Annotated in this window: 16 protein-coding genes; 7 read left to right on the forward strand and 9 right to left on the reverse strand. The window is 37.1% G+C overall.

What is annotated here, in order from left to right; translation table 11 throughout:
- Positions 1–6 precede the first annotated feature (6 nt).
- The 3 genes from glnA to G8E00_RS11475 form a co-directional block, all read right to left on the reverse strand.
- Entirely contained in the window at positions 7–1,422 is a 1,416-nt protein-coding gene (glnA, locus tag G8E00_RS11465; protein ID WP_171522247.1) for a type I glutamate--ammonia ligase, read from the reverse strand.
- A 702-nt stretch (positions 1,423–2,124) separates the two neighbouring features.
- Positions 2,125–2,658: a GTP-binding protein gene (locus G8E00_RS11470; protein ID WP_166224755.1), complete on the reverse strand. Its 534-nt coding sequence runs from the start codon at positions 2,656–2,658 to the stop codon at positions 2,125–2,127.
- A gap of 56 nt (positions 2,659–2,714) precedes the next feature.
- Complete coding sequence (locus tag G8E00_RS11475; protein ID WP_166224758.1) at positions 2,715–3,662, reverse strand: hypothetical protein; 948 nt, start codon at positions 3,660–3,662, stop codon at positions 2,715–2,717.
- 663 nt (positions 3,663–4,325) lie between these two features.
- Here G8E00_RS11475 and G8E00_RS11480 point away from each other — a divergent pair.
- From G8E00_RS11480 to trpC, 3 genes are read left to right on the forward strand one after another with little or no spacing between them, the layout of a single operon-like run.
- On the forward strand, positions 4,326–4,910 hold the full coding sequence (locus G8E00_RS11480; RefSeq protein ID WP_166010882.1) for an anthranilate synthase component II: 585 nt from the start codon (positions 4,326–4,328) through the stop codon (positions 4,908–4,910).
- A gap of 14 nt (positions 4,911–4,924) precedes the next feature.
- The gene (gene trpD / locus G8E00_RS11485) at positions 4,925–5,977 is read left to right on the forward strand and encodes an anthranilate phosphoribosyltransferase (protein WP_166010884.1); all 1,053 of its coding nucleotides are present in this window, start codon (positions 4,925–4,927) and stop codon (positions 5,975–5,977) included.
- Positions 5,978–5,987: 10 nt separating this feature from the next.
- Positions 5,988–6,794 carry an indole-3-glycerol phosphate synthase TrpC gene (gene trpC / locus G8E00_RS11490; RefSeq protein ID WP_166224761.1) on the forward strand — a complete coding sequence of 269 codons (807 nt, stop codon included), beginning with the start codon at positions 5,988–5,990 and terminating at the stop codon, positions 6,792–6,794.
- Between the two features lie 655 nt (positions 6,795–7,449).
- Here trpC and G8E00_RS11495 read toward each other — a convergent pair.
- Positions 7,450–7,635, reverse strand: a complete 186-nt coding sequence (locus G8E00_RS11495) for a hypothetical protein (protein WP_166010888.1) — start codon at positions 7,633–7,635, stop codon at positions 7,450–7,452.
- 638 nt (positions 7,636–8,273) lie between these two features.
- Between G8E00_RS11495 and G8E00_RS11500 the strand changes: the two genes are divergently transcribed.
- The 4 genes from G8E00_RS11500 to G8E00_RS11515 all read left to right on the forward strand — a co-directional run bounded on the left by G8E00_RS11500 (position 8,274) and on the right by G8E00_RS11515 (position 12,556).
- Entirely contained in the window at positions 8,274–8,540 is a 267-nt protein-coding gene (locus G8E00_RS11500) for a nuclear transport factor 2 family protein (RefSeq protein ID WP_166224764.1), read from the forward strand.
- A gap of 163 nt (positions 8,541–8,703) precedes the next feature.
- Positions 8,704–9,390 (forward strand): Smr/MutS family protein, encoded by a 687-nt coding sequence (locus G8E00_RS11505; RefSeq protein WP_166224767.1) that lies wholly within the window; start codon positions 8,704–8,706, stop codon positions 9,388–9,390.
- Between the two features lie 94 nt (positions 9,391–9,484).
- Complete coding sequence (gene folE, locus G8E00_RS11510; RefSeq protein ID WP_171522252.1) at positions 9,485–10,033, forward strand: GTP cyclohydrolase I FolE; 549 nt, start codon at positions 9,485–9,487, stop codon at positions 10,031–10,033.
- A 444-nt stretch (positions 10,034–10,477) separates the two neighbouring features.
- A complete protein-coding gene (locus tag G8E00_RS11515) occupies positions 10,478–12,556 on the forward strand; it encodes a catalase (protein WP_166224770.1) in 2,079 nt (692 codons plus the stop codon).
- Between the two features lie 171 nt (positions 12,557–12,727).
- Here G8E00_RS11515 and G8E00_RS11520 read toward each other — a convergent pair whose 3' ends face one another.
- The 5 genes from G8E00_RS11520 to hemE all read right to left on the reverse strand — a co-directional run bounded on the left by G8E00_RS11520 (position 12,728) and on the right by hemE (position 18,685).
- Positions 12,728–14,086, reverse strand: a complete 1,359-nt coding sequence (locus tag G8E00_RS11520; protein ID WP_166010897.1) for a diguanylate cyclase — start codon at positions 14,084–14,086, stop codon at positions 12,728–12,730.
- 127 nt (positions 14,087–14,213) lie between these two features.
- Positions 14,214–16,064: an Lnb N-terminal periplasmic domain-containing protein gene (locus G8E00_RS11525; RefSeq protein WP_227591420.1), complete on the reverse strand. Its 1,851-nt coding sequence runs from the start codon at positions 16,062–16,064 to the stop codon at positions 14,214–14,216.
- Between the two features lie 115 nt (positions 16,065–16,179).
- Positions 16,180–16,650 (reverse strand): DUF3015 family protein, encoded by a 471-nt coding sequence (locus G8E00_RS11530; RefSeq protein ID WP_166010901.1) that lies wholly within the window; start codon positions 16,648–16,650, stop codon positions 16,180–16,182.
- A 133-nt stretch (positions 16,651–16,783) separates the two neighbouring features.
- The gene (locus G8E00_RS11535) at positions 16,784–17,593 is read right to left on the reverse strand and encodes a DUF817 family protein (RefSeq protein ID WP_166224775.1); all 810 of its coding nucleotides are present in this window, start codon (positions 17,591–17,593) and stop codon (positions 16,784–16,786) included.
- Positions 17,594–17,608: 15 nt separating this feature from the next.
- Entirely contained in the window at positions 17,609–18,685 is a 1,077-nt protein-coding gene (hemE, locus tag G8E00_RS11540; protein WP_166010905.1) for a uroporphyrinogen decarboxylase, read from the reverse strand.
- Positions 18,686–18,726: the final 41 nt, after the last annotated feature.

Here is an 18,726-nt window from a genome sequence, read left to right on the forward strand (position 1 = left end):
AAAGAATTACAAGCTGTAGTACATATCAAATTCAACTGGGTGAGTAGTCGTGTTAAGACGACGAACTTCTTCAGTTTTAAGCTCGATATAAGCATCAAGCATTTCTTTAGTGAATACGCCACCTTTAAGAAGGTAATCGTGATCCGCTTGAAGAGCTTCGAGCGCCATATCTAGGCTATGTGCCACTGTAGGGATTTTTGCTTCTTCTTCAGGAGGAAGATCGTACAAGTTTTTGTCAGCAGCTTCACCTGGGTGCAATTTATTTTGAATACCGTCGATACCCGCCATCAACAATGCTGCGAAACCTAAGTACGGGTTCATCATTGGATCTGGGAAACGTGCTTCAATACGTTTACCTTTAGGGCTTGAAACGTATGGAATACGGATAGAAGCAGAACGGTTACGTGCTGAGTAAGCAAGCATAATTGGCGCTTCGAAATGTGGCACTAAACGCTTGTACGAGTTTGTAGAAGGGTTCGTGATTGCATTCAATGAACGCGCGTGTTTGATCACACCACCAATGAAGTAAAGTGCAGTTTCAGAAAGACCTGCATATTCGTCACCAGCGAACAAGTTCTTGCCATCTTTAGAGATTGACATGTGAACATGCATACCTGAACCGTTATCACCAACCATTGGCTTAGGCATGAAAGTCGCAGTTTTTGCATATTGGTGTGCTACGTTCCAAACAGCATATTTGAACTGTTGTACTTCGTCAGCTTTACGAACCATTGTGTTGAAGCTCACACCAATTTCTAATTGGCAAGATGCTACTTCGTGGTGATGTACTTCTACACGACCTGGCCCCATGATTTCTTCAATTTTTGCACACATATCTGCACGCATATCATGTGAAGAATCTACTGGAGGAACTGGGAAGTAACCACCTTTCACACGTGGACGGTGACCTGAGTTACCAGACTCGTAGTCTTTACCTGTTGACCAAGCTGCTTCTTCAGCAATCAATGTATGGCGAGCGCCAGACATGTCAATTTCCCATTTCACTTCGTCAAATACAAAGAATTCAGGTTCTGGACCAAAGAATGCTGTATCACCGATGCCTGTTGATTTTAAGTATTCTTCAGCACGGCGAGCGATCGAACGTGGGTCACGGTCGTAGCCTTGACCTGTTGAAGGTTCGATTACGTCACAAGTCACAACTACAGTCGGCTCAGCGAAGAACGGGTCGATAAAACCTGTTTCTGCATCTGGGCGTAAAATCATGTCAGACGCTTCAATTCCCTTCCAACCTGAAATTGATGAACCATCAAACATTTTACCGTCTTCAAAAGTATCTTCATCGATTGTGTCAGCAGGATAAGTTACGTGTTGTTCCTTACCTTTGGTATCAGTAAAGCGAAAATCGACCCATTTTGCGCCACTTTCTTGTATGAGTTGAAGGACCTTGTTCGCCATGCTCATTTGCTCCAATGAATTTTATTGCACTGCCCGAGTGCGTGTTAGTAGTTGGTATCTATTAAGCAATTCTCATACCAACTTTTGAGACTGTATCTAAAATCTTGAATTTCTTATGAGAAAAAAAGCTTAGATTGCTTATGACTAAGCGTATTATACTGTGTCAAAGATTAAATGCACCATATTAACCCACAGAACTATACTTTAATTTTTATAACAAAATGATCGCACCATTAAGGTGCGCGTATATACTCCATCAGACAATCTGCACAAAAAACAAGCACAACTTGATCTAAACATGTTGCGCTGATTCAGCGTTCGCAACTATAGGATTGATAATTAATTCTTCAATTTCACTTAGATTGACATTTATATTCAATCAAAATATTAAGGGGGGATTTTAAAGCGTACGGATGCGATTTCATTTTTAAAATTTATGTTGCAAATATGTAAAATCAAATATTTAAGATATAAAACTCAGCATTGAACGATAACTTAAGAATAAAGAGAAGCTGGCTTAAGTAACACATTGATAGAATATAAACTTTGATTTACTGCTACAGCAGTATATTTTGTTTTTTAGAATTATTAAAATACTCAGAACATGAAAACTTCTTGCATAAATCATTTTTGATTTGTGCAAGAGATCTATGTATTGAAAAAATGGGGCTTAGCCCCATCTTTAAAACATCAAATTTAAAATATAAGTTATATATTTTCGATTTCAGCACGTGCAATAAGCGCTTCTACAAGCATTAATATTTCATTTTTATTGCGTGCATCAACTGCAAAAATTGGCATGCTATAACTGTTCAATTTTGCCCAATCACGATATTTCTTGAGTAAATGTTTTGCATCTTGGTCTAAATGCGTGATGCCGATAATCATGTTATTTAAATTATCTTTAAATGAATCGATATAGAACTGTAAATCTTCTAAAGCTGTTTTCTTCGAATGATCGATCAGAATCACGCCACCCAGCGCACCTTTACAAATCACGGTCCAAATAAAATCGAAACGATCCTGACCAGGTGTCCCATACAACCCAACAACCACACCATCATCTAGACGAATTTCACCATAATCAATCCCCACTGTGGTGAGTGCTTTGGTATGTGATTCTTCATCCGTATTCATCGCTTCTGTAGACAATACAGAGACTTCAGACAATGATTTAATCGCTTCTGTTTTCCCTGCCCCCATGGTACCGCCAAAGACGATTTTATATTTTTGTAAAATCACGAAATTCCCCTATTTTTATCCCTTATACAGCTGTGTTTTCGACAGTTCTTTTGAATTTATAATCCTAATTTACTTCTTAAACTGCCGAAGAACCCACGCAATGAACCTTCAGGACGCTGATCTGCTATTTTAAGTTTCGCATCCTGCTCTTGAATCTCAACTATTGCTTTACATAACAATGATACCGAAACAAAACGCTCAATAATGTCTTTATCTAAACTCAGCTTTTTCTGCACTTGTTTAATGCTGGCGCCTCGTTCAAAACAGGCCGCAATTTTAAAGATATTTTGACGATCTTGAACCATTTCAGGTTGTGGCCAAACATTCAATTTAAAATAAACATCGGAGGAAATATCTTGATCTAACACAGGTGAATACCACAGTAGATTCCATAACCATGTTCTTAAATCTTTACCTTGTTGTGACGTTACAGATTGCATGGTCTGCATGGTTGCATAAGTAAAATTTATGGTTTGATCTGTACCAGCAATACGTCTTTCAGCATTCATCCACACTTGCTCAGTATTGGTGTTGACAATCGCAATATTTCCTTTGCTATCGAAAACCTGGACATTGCCATTTCTACCACTGAGGAATTCATCTAAAACCTTTTCATAATCAACATTAACAGGCTTATGCTGTTCTGTCTTGGTCGATGCACTGGCTTGTAATGTTGGCACATTTTTATAACTTTGTTTAAACCAATCTTGAATGGTGTCAGATAATGTTAATGGCAAATACAGAACATCGTTTTCTATCTTGCCTAACTTATTGCTGTCATTGACTAATCTTAGATAAGGAACACGGTTGCCATTGACCAAACTCTGTATGGTCGGTGAGCCAAAAAACATATCATTGACGAGAAGAATATCCAATTGAGGGTCTGCAATATTTGCCCATTTAAGTTCTACTGAGTCAGCATAAATACTTGTTATTTTTTGTTTAATATTCTCCAATACATTAAGACTCAACCCAAATATTGCTATTTTTACTTCTTCTTTCATTTAGCCCCCAGCATTATATATTCATGTGAAGAATTTATAAATTTCCCTATTCCGTATTTATACATCACACAATGAGCAAGTATATTTTTAAATCATAAAATTATTATAAGTGATATAAAATTTGGATAAGTATACATCATATAGTGAAAAATCAACACTCTACAGTAAAGCAATTCAGCTAAAATTTATTCAGAATATAGTGTATGAATTGCTACAAACTGTGCGAGTATTATTCACTTTTTATTGATAATATTCTATTTTTTAAGCGATCGTCCATTCATATTTATATTAAAAATTTTAACCTCGGCAACGGAATAACCATTGTCTTCGATTGATGCCTAATTTGTGTTGTTTAGTCTATAACAATTAGCCTATAACAAAACGCATGGCTGAAATATCAACAGCCCCTCATCACTAAGCCTGCATCTAAGCCGATTTTTGTAGAAATAGATCAGTTTCATCATCAAAACAATCACTCACTAAAATAATTACGCTGAAATTGTGGATTTTTTGCTATGATGTTTCCCACTCTAGATACACATTGAACGTTGTTATTTTTAAAAAATAATCTTCAATGATATGGGTCATATTTTAGAGTCATGATCATGGATACACTAGCACAATAAAGTGCATAAATTTTAACAGGTTAGTAGGTTTAGTCTCATGCTTTTAATGATAGACAATTACGATAGCTTTACTTATAACATCGTCCAATATTTTGGCGAGTTAAATCAAGAAGTAAAAGTTGTTCGCAATGACGAAGTCACATTAGAAGATATTGAACGATGGCAACCGAAATATTTGGTGATTGGTCCTGGGCCTTGCTCTCCATCTGAGGCAGGTATTTCTGTGCCTGCAATTCAGCATTTTGCTGGAAAAATTCCACTCCTGGGTGTGTGTTTAGGTCATCAAGCGATTGGACAAGCATTTGGTGGAGATATCATTCGTGCCAAAACAGTGATGCATGGTCGCTTATCTGACATGTACCACAGTGATAAAGGTATTTTCAGCAACCTTCCTTCCCCCTTTTCAGCGACGCGTTATCACTCACTTGTGATTGATCAAAAAACGATTCCTGAATGTCTGGAAGTGACTTGCTGGACCAATGAAACTGATGGCTCGATGGAAGAAATCATGGGTGTAAAACATAAGACATTGCCTATTGAAGGCGTGCAATTTCATCCTGAATCTATCTTGAGTCAACACGGTCATCAAATCTTTAAAAACTTCTTAGATATTTACGCATAAGAGTGCTTAAACACATGAATATTCAACAAGCTTTAAATAACATCACCAAAAATATTGAGCTCACACAGCCTCAAATGGAAGATGTAATGCGAACCATCATGAATGGTGAAGCAACCGATGCCCAAATTGGCGCGCTCATGATGGGTCTGCGCTTAAAAGGCGAAAGTATCGATGAGATTACTGCTGCTGCCCGTGTCATGCGTGAGTTTGCCATTAAAATTGACGTCAGTGATTTACCTTATTTAGTGGATATTGTTGGTACTGGCGGTGACGGTCAAAACTTATTTAATGTTTCAACTGCATCCGCATTTGTGATTGCAGCGGCAGGTGCAAATATTGCAAAACATGGGAATAGAGGCGTTTCTACGAAATCTGGCTCTTCCGATTTGCTTGAAAAAGCAGGTATCAATTTAGATCTCAATATGCATCAAACCGAACGTTGCATCCGTGAAATGGGTGTAGGTTTCTTGTTTGCACCAAATCATCACAAAGCCATGAAATATGCGGTAGGTCCTCGTAAAGAGTTAGGCATTCGCAGTATTTTCAATTTACTTGGCCCGCTTACGAATCCGGCTGGAGTAAAACGCTTAGTGATTGGTGTTTTCTCTGATGAGCTTTGCCGTCCAATTGCTGAAGTCATGAAACAACTCGGTGCTGAACACGTGATGGTGGTTCACTCTAAAGATGGTTTAGATGAAATTAGTCTCGCGTCTACCACCTATGTGGCTGAGCTGAAAAACGGCGAAGTGACTGAATGGGAAATCACTCCTGAACATGTCGATATCGAATCACAAACCTTAGTCGGATTAATGGTTGAAGATTCAGCACAAAGTTATGAGCTCATCAAAGATGCATTGGGTAAAAAGAAATCCGCTGTGGGTGAAAAAGCAGCCCATATGATTGCTTTAAATGCAGGTGCTGGCATCTATGTTTCTGGATTAACCACTTCTTATAAACAAGGTGTCGCGTTGGCGCATGACATTATTTATGGTGGTCAAGCTTTAGAGAAACTTAGCGTTTTGTCTGAATTTACCAAAACCATCAAACACTACGAAACACAGGAATAAGGAAAATCTCATGGTCAATATTGCCAATACCATTTTAGGTAAAATTGTCGATCGTAAACATGAAGAGTTTGCCCTTCGTCTAAAACAACGTAGTTACAAAGATGTTGAAGAACTTGCTCAGGCGGCAACACCTGTCCGTGGTTTTGCTCAAGCGCTTCGTGGTAAACAACCTGGAGTGATTGCGGAAATTAAAAAAGCATCGCCATCTAAAGGGATTATTCGTGAAAACTTTAATCCTGCTGAAATTGCAGAACAATATGAAAGCGCAGGTGCTGCATGTTTATCTGTATTGACCGATGTGGATTTTTTCCAAGGTGCGGATGAAAACATTCAGATTGCTCGCTCACATTGTTCCCTTCCTGCACTTCGTAAGGACTTTTTAATTGATCCTTATGGGGTAATTGAAGCTCGTGCTTTGCAAGCAGATTGTATTCTTCTGATTGTGGCGTGTTTGTCGAATCAGCAGCTTGAAGAAATGTCGCAGACAGCTTTTGAACACAAGCTTGATGTCTTAGTTGAAGTTCATGATGAAGAAGAGCTTGAACGTGCTTTGCGCTTAAATGATCGCTGCTTGTTGGGCGTGAACAACCGTAATTTAAAAACCTTCGATGTCGATTTAAATACATCTTTGCGTTTAAAAAAATTACTTGATCCATCACGATTGCTTGTAACGGAAAGTGGCATTGCTACCCCTGCCGATGTTGCGATGATGCAAGAACATGACATTCATGCTTTCTTGGTTGGCGAAAGCTTTATGAAGCAACCACGTCCAGATCATGCATTCAAAGATCTATTTGGCACACCACGTTTAGTTTAAATCTATGTTTGGTTTAGATATAAATCATTCATTTACACATCATGATGAGGGCTTAGGCCCTCATTTTAATTATAGTTGTTGCTGTATGATTATATTTGAAATCAAAATTTATAAGTCAGCATATTTCATCAATATTAGTATATATTGATATTTAAATTCATTTTTGACACCCATACATCATTATTGATTTTAACTTTACCATCATTTGATACTTGCAAAACTTTTCCATAATAACTGGTTACATTGATAAAACAACCATCCTCATTATAATTAACCCAAGCACATCGGCATTTAGATGGGTCTTGTTCCTTATAGAAAGTGACTAATACTTTCGGAAATTTCATTTCATCTCCCTCTAATCTTAAATTGTTTCTTCTTGAAAATTGGAATCTCCTTCTACGAAGTAAACTTCTTCGGTACCATTTAGAATCTATTGAGATGTCCCATATATTCGATCTAGTTCTTGATTTATTGAATTATATAATCGAATGAGATGCCCTTTGTCATCAAATTCACCAACATATTGAATGACAGGCAATATGAGAAACTCCTCAAACATCTTATGCACTTTTACTTTCTTAATCATCAATTGCACCATTGCAAATGAATCAAAAGGACCTTCGCCCCTTTAATTCACCTTCCTTAGACTAAATCATTACTTAGGTTGTGCATTAGGCTGTGAAACCTCACTATGCTCAGGAGCATTGATCGACTTTTGGCGTTCTTCAGCATTTTTCTGTTGTTCTTTATTCAATTGTTGTTGCTGCTGAGACGGATTAGGTTTATTCGCATCTGGTTGTTTAATCTGGTCACTGTTTGATGCTTGATTTGAATTTGACATAATATGAACCCTAATTTTGTCATTTGTATTAATGACCAAATCAGCATGTTCCTTTCATGTGTGAATAGATATAGCAAATACGTATCAATATATATTATCTATCCAAAACAATTATACCTACCATGTAATTAAATTAATTTTTAAATATCAAATAAATATAAAAATTATAATCAATCACTTTATTTATGTTCTTTTTAAATTTTTCTTTATTTTTATCGACATGATAAAAAATCAAAATTACTTATATCTTGTTTAAAATGATGTTCGAATTACAAAATACAATTCAATAATCAAGCAATCAATACACAATGTATTTAAATATTTTCACAATCACTCAACACCTAAATAAAGGAAAACTATTCAGTATGTTTCAATGCATTATATTTTAATTATTAAACATCAGGTTGCAATTCCACCATTGAAATCTCAGCGTTTTGCCATTTTAATAAACCGTCAATCATAGGGAAAATGCATTATCAATCAAAAATATATACGAACTTTTATGCATCTGCGTGTTGTTAAAAAATCATAGAACACTGGAAGCGTAACTCAATGTTATATAAAGAAATAAAAATGAATCAAGATCAACTACCTACTGCTATTTCACTTTTTATGCAATCCATTTGGATAATATCGAGATGGATATCATCCAATGTTTAAGTCCAGATGCATGTCTAGAAGATGAAGGTCACTTTTATCAAGGGCATCAAGAAATCAGAAATTGGTTCACATCTGCAATGCAAAAATATCAATTCCAAGCAGAACCTTTAAAAATTATAGAAAATCAAAGTCAACACATCTCAATCCTCACACGTGTCTCAGGTCATTTCCCCAACAGCCCAATTCAAATCACCTATCAATTTAAACTCAATCAAAATTTAATCACACATGTCATCATTTCCTAAAGTATTAAATCTACTCAGTTAGCGTAAATAAAGCACAACATCATTGATCAAATTTTGTCGTTGCTTTGCAACACGTGAGTTCTGAATGCAATTCAGTTCAAATTGCTGTCTTTTCAGATTATAATTGTGGTTAAATTCTTTGAACTTGATGTTCTTTTAATCTATGAGTAAACATGACTCTTCGCTTTCCAAAGAACAGTACAATTTACTGAAATCTTTTAAGAAGCAAATCTCAAATCCTCATTCTAGTGCCCTTGAAAAAAAGCCAGAGCCTAAAACTCAAGCAGAACAAGTGCAGGAAGATGATTTAGATTTATTCAAAAAATCCATGCAAGGTATTCAACGCATGGATACCAGTAATATTGCGCCTATTCAAAACAACAAAGTCAAAAAACCAGATAGTCAATTACTGGCTAAACGGGCTGCAGCTGAAGGTGCGCCTGAAATTGAAGGTGCTGAACTCTCTGATACACAAGCAATTTTAAATCCGGTCGGCAGTCAATCTGCGCTCAGTTATCGTATTGCCACTTTACAGCACCGAGTTTTTGAAGATCTAAAAGCTGGCAATTTACGTTGGTTTGAAGCTGTAGATTTGCATGGTTGTACGGTTGAAGAAGCACGTTCTGCCGTTTTACAAATCATTCAAATGGCTAAAGAAGAAAATCAGAATGTGATTAAGATTGTACATGGCAAAGGTCCTGAAGCAGTCTTAAAAACCTATGTGAATGGTTGGCTGCGTCAGCACCGCGATGTTTTAGCTTTTGTCAGTGCGCCTGAAAAGCAAGGTGGAACGGGTGCAGTATTGGTTTTACTCAAACGCAGTGAAAAAAATCCGAAATTTAATCAATAATCGGTTTTTTTCCTTTAAACAGGGCATTTTAGTGGTTTTCTGCTACAATGCCGTCCTTGTTCAATATCAGTGTAAGTGAACACGTCTTATGTCTATGCAGCAATCCTACGCCAACATCCTAACTGCCGTTGGTGAAGATCTTAATCGTCCTGGTCTTAAAGATACGCCAATGCGTGCTGCTAAAGCTTTTTCGTATTTAACGTCTGGTTATAGTAAAACTTTGGAAGAAGTGACCAACAATGCGGTCTTCCCTTCTGATAACCGTGAAATGGTGTTAGTCAAAAATATCGAATTCTATTCATTGTGTGAACACCATTTATTACCATTTTATGGTCGTGTTCATATTGCGTATTTACCTGAAGGTCATGTTTTAGGTTTATCGAAATTTGCACGTATCACCGAAATGTTTGCACGTCGCTTACAAATTCAAGAAAATCTAACACAACAAATTGCTGAAGCAGTCGCAGAAGTCACAGGTGCACGTGGTGTTGCTGTGGTAATCGACTCAGCACATATGTGTATGATGATGCGTGGTGTGGGCAAACAAGAGTCGACCACTCGTACTGTATCTTTTATTGGTGATTTCAAAACCAATAAAGAAGATCGTCGTGAATTTTTAAGTGCTGTCCCAGAAAGCCACTAAATACGGTTGAACAAAAAAACTCCATTGTATGGGGTTTTTTTATTGCCAACGATAAATTAAAAGATTCGTAATAAAAACGTGATAAGAATCACAATTAAAATAATGATTAAAAACCAAAATTGTTTCTACGTGTAAAGATGTTACATAATAAGTATTTAAAATGTTTATTTTTCAAATTGTTAAGCAAATACATTTTTTACAATGTAATAGTTATACACATTCCGTTTCACATACTTCTCTTAAATCAGTTTAGATTATTAATACTTGTATTTGCACAAAATTTTATTTTCTAAATGAAAACAATGGTGAATAAATACCTCTTGATTTAGACGGTTCATTCAATCCTCCTTGTGCCAATCCAAGATCAACTCTAAAAATGATTTAAAAAACACAGCATTTTTTATAGCTGTCACAAGCCACAATAAAATTGAAGCGAGATGAATCATGACCAAAAAGGACAATGCAAAAATTAAGCAATTTGAAGATGAAGCATTTTCTGATCCTAAAGGTACCGAACTCACCACATCCCTAGGCGTAAAAGTCGAAGACAATCAAAATAGCTTAAAAGCGGGTGAACGAGGTGCAACTTTACTAGAAGATTTTTTGCTCCGTGACAAGCTTATTCATTTCGACCGTGAACGTATTCCTGAGCGTGTTGTACATGCTCGTGCAGTCGGTGCACATGGTTACTTCGAAGCTTATGAAGGCAATGACAAATGGACCAAAGCTGACTTTTTAACCAATACAAAAACGCAAACACCTATATTTGTACGTATTTCTACTGTTCAAGGTGGTCGCGGTTCTGCTGATGTAGTTCGTGATGTTCGTGGTTTCTCCATTAAATTTTATACCCAACAAGGTAATTACGATTTAGTCGGCAACAATATCCCTGTCTTCTTTATTCAAGATGCCATTAAATTCCCAGATTTTGTTCATGCAGTAAAACCTGAAGATCATAATGAAATTCCAACAGGTCAATCTGCACATGATACTTTTTGGGACTTTATCTCACTTAATACTGAAACCGCGCATATGACCACATGGGTTATGTCAGATCGTGCTATTCCTCGTAATTTGCGCTCAATTCAAGGGTTTGGTGTTCATACCTTTAGACTCATCAATGCCAAAAATGAAGCACATCTGGTCAAATTCCATTGGACCCCTAAACAAGGCGTAGCTCAGGTGGTTTGGGATGAAGCCTTAAAGTTAAATGGTAAAGATCCTGATTTTCATCGTCGTGATTTAACTGATGCGATTAATCAAGGCAATTATCCTGAATGGGTACTTGGTGCTCAGATTTTCACCGAAGAAGAAGCAGCGAAGTGGGATTTTGACGTACTTGATCCAACCAAACTGGTACCTGAAGAACTGGTACCTGTGACTCCTCTTGGTAAATTTGTGCTCAACCGAAATACAGATGAATTCTTTGCTGAAACAGAGCAAGTGGCTTTCAGTCCTGCCAACGTAGTACCGGGCATTGATTTTAGTAACGATCCATTACTACAAGGTCGTCTATTTAGTTATACCGATACGCACTTGCATCGTTTAGGCACACCAAACTTTAACCAAATCCCGATTAATAAACCTGTATGTCCGTATCACACCAACCGCCGTGGTGGATTTGCCAATCACGATATTCACAAAGGTCAAGCCAACTACGAGCCAAACTCAGTAGATGGCAACTACCCTCGTGAAGCCAAAGGTAATCCTCAAGCATTTACCAGTTATGCAGAAAAGGTTGAAGGTAGTAAGTTACGTATCCGCCCAGAGAGTTTTGCTGATCATTTTTCACAAGCGACATTAAACTATAAGAGTCTGAAAAAACATGAGCAGCAACATATTAAAGATGCCTATGCGTTTGAATTGTCCAAAGTAAAACGTGAAGAAATACGCAAACGTGTGATTGACCAAATCTTGGTGAATATTGATCTAGACCTTGCGCAATTTGTGGCAGATGAATTAGGTCTCGATGCACCGAAAAAACCAACTGCAAAGCTTCACGAAGCTAAAATCAAAACATCAGAGAAACTGACCATCGAAGCCTTCCCTGCACCAGATATTAAACAGCGTAAAATTGCTGTTTTAGTTCATGACGGCGCAAATTCAGCATCTGTAGATGCAGTCAAAAAATGGGCTGAATCTGAAAATGCGATTGCAGAAGTCTTGGCACCAAACGCTGCACCAGTAAAATCTAAAAATGGCAAAGAAATTGCCGTTGATGGGCGTCAAAATGGTGAACCATCTGTAACTTATGATGCAGTAGTCGTGATCGATGGCAATAACCTAGATACTTTCAAAAAAGATGGTGTTGCAAGACATTATGTTTTAGAAACCTATAAGCATTTAAAACCGTTTGTTTTGTTAGGTGATAAAGAAGCTCTTCTCGACACACTCGGTTTAGAGCCTGATGCTGCGATCTTTACCACTGATGACTTCAAAGCGGTTGCAAAAGATTTTAAAGCTGCGATACAAGATCACCGCTTATGGGATCGTGAAGAAAAAGCCAAAGCTGTTCCAGCTTAGTCTTTCAGACAGCATTTTAAAGATCTAGATACCCATTTATAAACAAAGCCCCTCATTGGGGCTTTGTTTTAACTCTGAAATAACCTTTCTAAAAACTCAAAAGCTATTTTTACAATACTATGATCATCTACTGAATATCATTGACTAGGTGTTGCACTTAGAATCAAGATGTTATGCCACATAAACATTGTTCCGCCCTTGATGTTTTGCTGCATACAGTGCCGTATCCGCAGCATCTAAGAAACGTTGATAATCTGGATGACCATTGTACTTGGCCAATCCAATACTGACGGTCAAATTAAAATTTGCTCCAGCAATTGAACTGACTGTAGATTGTGCAACACGTTGGCGAATTCGTTCAGCAACAATTTCCGCTTGTTGAATATCCGTATCGACCAACAATAACAAAAATTCCTCACCACCTACACGGAATGCATAATCGCTGCCACGTGTATGTTCCACAATGACATCTGCCAGCATTTGCAACGCTTTATCGCCTGCATCATGCCCCCAGCGATCATTAATTTTCTTAAAATAATCTGCATCAATCGCCAGCAAAGTTAAGGGTGACTGATTTTTTCTTGCCAGATTAATTTCGCGTGACACGATGGTACTTAAATAGCGTCGATTCAATAATTGAGTTAATGAATCATTACCAGAATTAATATATTCGGCAACTTGGAACAATTGTTCAACCAAATGTAAAATCTGACGATTTTTTTCACGAATGTCATGAATCAACTGAATCGATTGTTCTGGGTCAAGTTGTTGATTGATGATTTCACACATCTGATCCACTTTATGAATTTTATCAACGATAATTTCAACTTGATCCGTACTGGCAAAAGCGTATGCCGCTTTATGAATAAACCACAATCCAAATTCAGATTTTGACAACAGGGTGTGTTGAATATTTAAAGTATTTGAAAATACCTTAAACATCAGTTCATTTTCCCAATTTAACAATGATCCACGCTGTTTGTCTTTTTGCACAGCAACATCCTGCATCGCGGAGAATAAACGATACGAATGTTTAATATCGTTATGTACTTCAACTTTAGCCTCATATGCTCGACACATAATTTCTGAGGCAAATGCCAAAATTTGTACGATATAACCAGCAACTTTTAATGCATTCGTTGCAGCATCAATCGCTAAAAATTCAAAGACTTTGCGTTCAATTTGACGTATACCATGCATGATTAACCATGATGGAACCCCAATACGTGCGTGAACATCCCCAGCAACGAACTGCTTTTTTACAATTTCATCAAAATTTAAGGCATTTGGAACATTAAAACTTTCATACAACCATTTTTCAAATGTGCTTTTTAAACGACTTTGTACGATTTCATCAGTCAGAAAAAATGAGGCATCCTTTTCGATCATCATTTCTTTATAAAATTCACCTACAAAATCAGATGAGTATTCACATATAAATTCAAAGGCATAATTTAAATCAGTTGCAGAATATTCATTACAGATTTGTTCCCATTGCTCAGACATTTGAGCAATATATTCTTCATTCATACAATTGATTCCAAAAAATTTAAGCCATCTTACGCAATGGCGAATATAGCAAATTAATGGAATATTTTGTTGATTTTTATACAATTATTTTATTGAGGTTTTAGAATATTTACACTATTTACTTGCTTTAAAAAAACCTCACAAAGCCAAGACTGGTTTTATTCCAATCTTGATGATCTTGCTTTTGATATTCCCAAGCGAAACGAATCGCATTTTTCGGATTGAGTACATATTGTAGTTGAGTATTTAGTTTAAGTTGCCACTGGTTAGAATCTTGCCAAAATGGCAATTCGACTTGTATCAACGAATTGAATTGATCCGACCAAATATTTTGACATCCCATGATTGGCCCTAACCCTATACGCCAGCCATCATCTAAGGATTTACCAGCTTGAATGTGATTCTGAAGCTGCGCATAGCACAAATGGTCTCGTGATTGACTGGCAATGGTATAACCAAATTGTGTTGTTAAATTCAAAACGCCGTGCTGATCATCATCATTAAACTTGCCATGATGATCGAGGGCTTCTTGTTTCCAACCCAACGTGAAACCCCAAGACAATGGTGTTTTGAATGGAGTGATTGGATTAAATGAATGTACAGATAACACATCAAAATGATTTACTTTTAAGCGATGATCGCGATACTGGATAGACCCATCTAAAAATTTCAATTGAGTCCCTGTACGCAATCCACCTTGTGGATCAATGAGATCGTGATAAGCCTGACGATGACCAATTTCTACAAAAGATTCGCCTTGAAGCTGCCCTGCTTGCACAGAAATATGGCGTGCATAATGAGATTGGGTCGGATCAATTTTAGGTGTCGCTGGTGGCTGTCGTTGTTTTTCAATAGCAATTGCACTTCTGAGCGTCAGTAATTTTCTTAATCTAGGTTGTGCAAATTTTTCATCAACTTTACGACTGGTGAATTTTAGATATAGATCATCATAAGCCATTTCTAAAATCTGACTTTGTTCTACATCAGAATACCCAGATAAAAGCTGCGCCATTTCTTCAGTTTTTGCAAAAGCAACTTGATGTGCAACTTTAGCCAAACCTTTCCCATGTTGTCGAACTTGCGACAACAGCTGTGTTTCTAAAGCTGGACGATAGACTGTATTTTCAATCAGACCTTGCTTTTGAACTGCTTTAATGGTTTCAACAGGAATTGCAGCAGTTTTAAATTGCTGCGCCAAATTGAGTTCTGGACGAACCAAATCAAACAGACCTAATAGACGATAAGCACAGTTATCATCTGCAAAATAGTAAGGGAAAGTCACATGTTTCATTTCCCAAATATGTTTCACTAAAAAATCTGTTTCTTTGGGCGTAAGTGATAGTTCATATTCCCATAAATCACGACTTTCAAAGTCTCCATATTCTTTTACTTTACGATAGTAAGGCATCAATGAATATTCACCAGGATATTGGCCTGTCACCCCCTTCCAAGCAAAGCTAAAATCATCTCCACTTTCTATAGTTGCTGCATAATTCACTGCATACGACACTAAATTCAGCTGTTTTTGATCTTTCGGGTCAAGACGCAATAAAGTATGCCCAAACATTGAACTTGGATTGCCCATAAAGTCAGTTGCATAAATGAGCGTCGCTTTATAAGGCTTTATTTGACTTAACCATTTATCCAATTCAGTGCATTCAACGTTCGGTAATGCATCTGGTGGAATATTGAGTTGCTCAATCAGCCACTGACTCCGTGCTGGAAATCGGCAACGTACTGCGTGATTGTCATCATCCGTTTGAAACAATGCTTCAATATTGCTGATCAGCTCTAGTTTTAAATCATTTTTCCCATTTGATGCTGTAAAATAGCCTTGATAAGAAACGTCACTTTGACCTTTTTTATTGGCATACATCAATCTCTGCCATGTTGTTTTACGGTCTAATTGAGCTGTCAGTGCTTGCTCAACATAAGGTTGAGCACTCTCAACCGAGGCATTTACTGCCTGATTGATCATCAAAATCAAAGGTAAAACACTTAAAACATAGAGATTTTTTTTCATTTAAATATTCATGTTTTTGGCAAAGGATAAAAAAACCCTGTCACATAAACAGGGTTCTGGATTTTTTTGATTAAACGTAAGCTTTTAATACTTCGTCTTTTGACATCACTGATTGTAAAGATGCCAAGATTTTTAATGCATCTTGGTTTTCATCTGCATAAATTTCAGAGAAATTCTGTTTTGATACTGCAAAAAAATGAGCTTTATCTTCAGATTTAATATTTAACAATTCAGCTAATACGTTCAGGCTTTCACCTTGCCCAACAGCCATATCACGCGCTAAAGCTTCTGCATTTTCATTGGTAAATGTAACAGCTTGAGCAGTTACCGTGCCCGTACCACTACAACCTAAAGTACCAAATGTAATACCAAACAATTGGTTAGCGAAAATACCATTGGTTGTACCCGCAAGGATTTTAGGAATTTTACCTGACTGACCTGCCCAAACTTGTGAACCGATACCGCAACCCACATCTCTATCCGCAAATGCGGCTGTTGAACCCGCTGCTAAAACTGCTGCAAATAACATTTTTTTTAACATGATATTTCTCCAGAATTTAAATAGAATCATTCTATTTTTTTACGGTGTGAAATATGATCCACACGATACAAACATATCTATATCTTTATGATATAGCAAACATTTTATATAAAAAATAAAAACTCAAAATGTATCAATATGTTATATTTTTCCGAAGTTCCCAATGCCCATTTTTATTGCGATTTCCAAGAATTTTAAGCACCAAAACTAAGCTCAGTAGCAACAATAAATACCACGATACAATTTTGGCTTCACCCACCATATGCCATTGTTCAACTTGAGTTGGATATAACCATATTTTATAAAAAGTACTGATATTTTCAGCAATCCAAATAATAAATGCCAATATAAGTAAAACAGGCAACATAGGTAATTGAAATTGTTTATGTTGTAAGTAAAAGCGAATTTTTGTTTTCCAAAAAATAAGCACACTCCATGCAAGCAATACATAACGTATATCTTGAATGAAAAATTTGCTCATAAAGTTCAAATAAGACAATAAAGACAATGCCATCATATTGCCGAAACTGGGTAGATGATCAAAACTCATGTGAAAAAGTCGAATGGAGCGTGCAAAAAAACTGCCCACAGCAGAATACATAAAGCCTGCGAAAAGTGGCACGGTCATAATTTTATATACAGCAGGTTGTGGGTATTGCCACGATGCAATTTGAGGATGCGTTAAAAATATCTCCATAATCATTGCCAAAACATGAAAAATCGCAATCACTTTGGCTTCAGCAAAAGATTCCAATTTATAATATAAAAGGAATATTTGAATGCTTAATGCGAACAGGAACAAATAGTCATAACGGTAGATTCCAAGAAGTGCATCACCTCCCATAGAAGATGACAGTGCAAAAGCAAACAGCAATAAAATACCGAACAAGGCAGCTGATGCTGCCTTATACAATAATTCAAAACACGCTTTAAAAAAAATCATTCAGATCGTTCTGCGTTATGAACCCAAGTATCTAGCACTATATTCATGCACAGTATCTACAAATACTTTTGGATTTTCTGGATCGACCCATTGGGTAATGCCATGTCCAAGATTTGCAACATAGCCTGTTTTTTCGCCTGCCGCATACGCATCATCTAACATCGCTTTAACAGCTTTTTCGATACTTGCAGGTGAACCATATAAAGTCGCTGGATCTAAATTACCTTGTAAGGCAGCACGACCGTTGACTGTTTGGCGCGCCACTTGTAGTGAAGTCGTCCAATCTAAACCAAATGCATCTGCACCTGTTGCCACCATAGGTTCAAGCCATTGACCGCCACCTTTGGTAAATAAAATGACAGGAACTTTACGACCTTCGTTTTCACGTTTTAAACCGTTCACGATTTTTTGCATGTATTTTAATGAAAATTCAAGATATTCACGGTGTGCCAATGCCCCACCCCAACTATCAAAAATCTGAATGGCTTGTGCGCCAGCATCGATTTGCGCATTTAAATAATCAATCACAGCATCTGCTAATCGATCGAGTAATGCATGCAACACTTCTGGTTGTGCATACATCATTTGTTTGGTGAATCGAAAGTCTTTACTTGATCCACCTTCAATCATATAGGTCGCAAGCGTCCAAGGACTGCCAGAGAAACCAATTAAAGGCACTTGCCCACCCAAGGCAGATCGAATCGTCGAAACCGCCTTCATCACATAATCTAAGTCTGAAGCTGCATTGAAGTTCGGTAAATTTGCTACATCTTGTTCTGTACGAATGGTTTTCTTAAATTTTGGACCTTCACCAGTTTCAAAATATAGACCTAAGCCTAGTGCATCGGGAACAGTCAAAATATCCGAAAACAAGATCGCAGCGTCCAGATCATAACGTCGTAAAGGCTGTAAAGTGACTTCACAAGCAAAGTCATTATTCTTACACAGTGATAAAAAATCACCTGCTGTTGCACGTGTTTCTCTGTATTCAGGTAAATAACGACCCGCTTGACGCATCATCCATACAGGTGTGGAATCAACAGGTTCACGTAACAAAGCACGTAGAAAACGATCATTTTTTAAGGTCGTCATTTACTTTCCAATTCAAGTTTCAATGCATCTATCATACCAAA

This window comes from Acinetobacter shaoyimingii, from assembly GCF_011578045.1.
In the GTDB taxonomy this organism is placed as follows: Bacteria; Pseudomonadota; Gammaproteobacteria; order Pseudomonadales; family Moraxellaceae; genus Acinetobacter; species Acinetobacter shaoyimingii.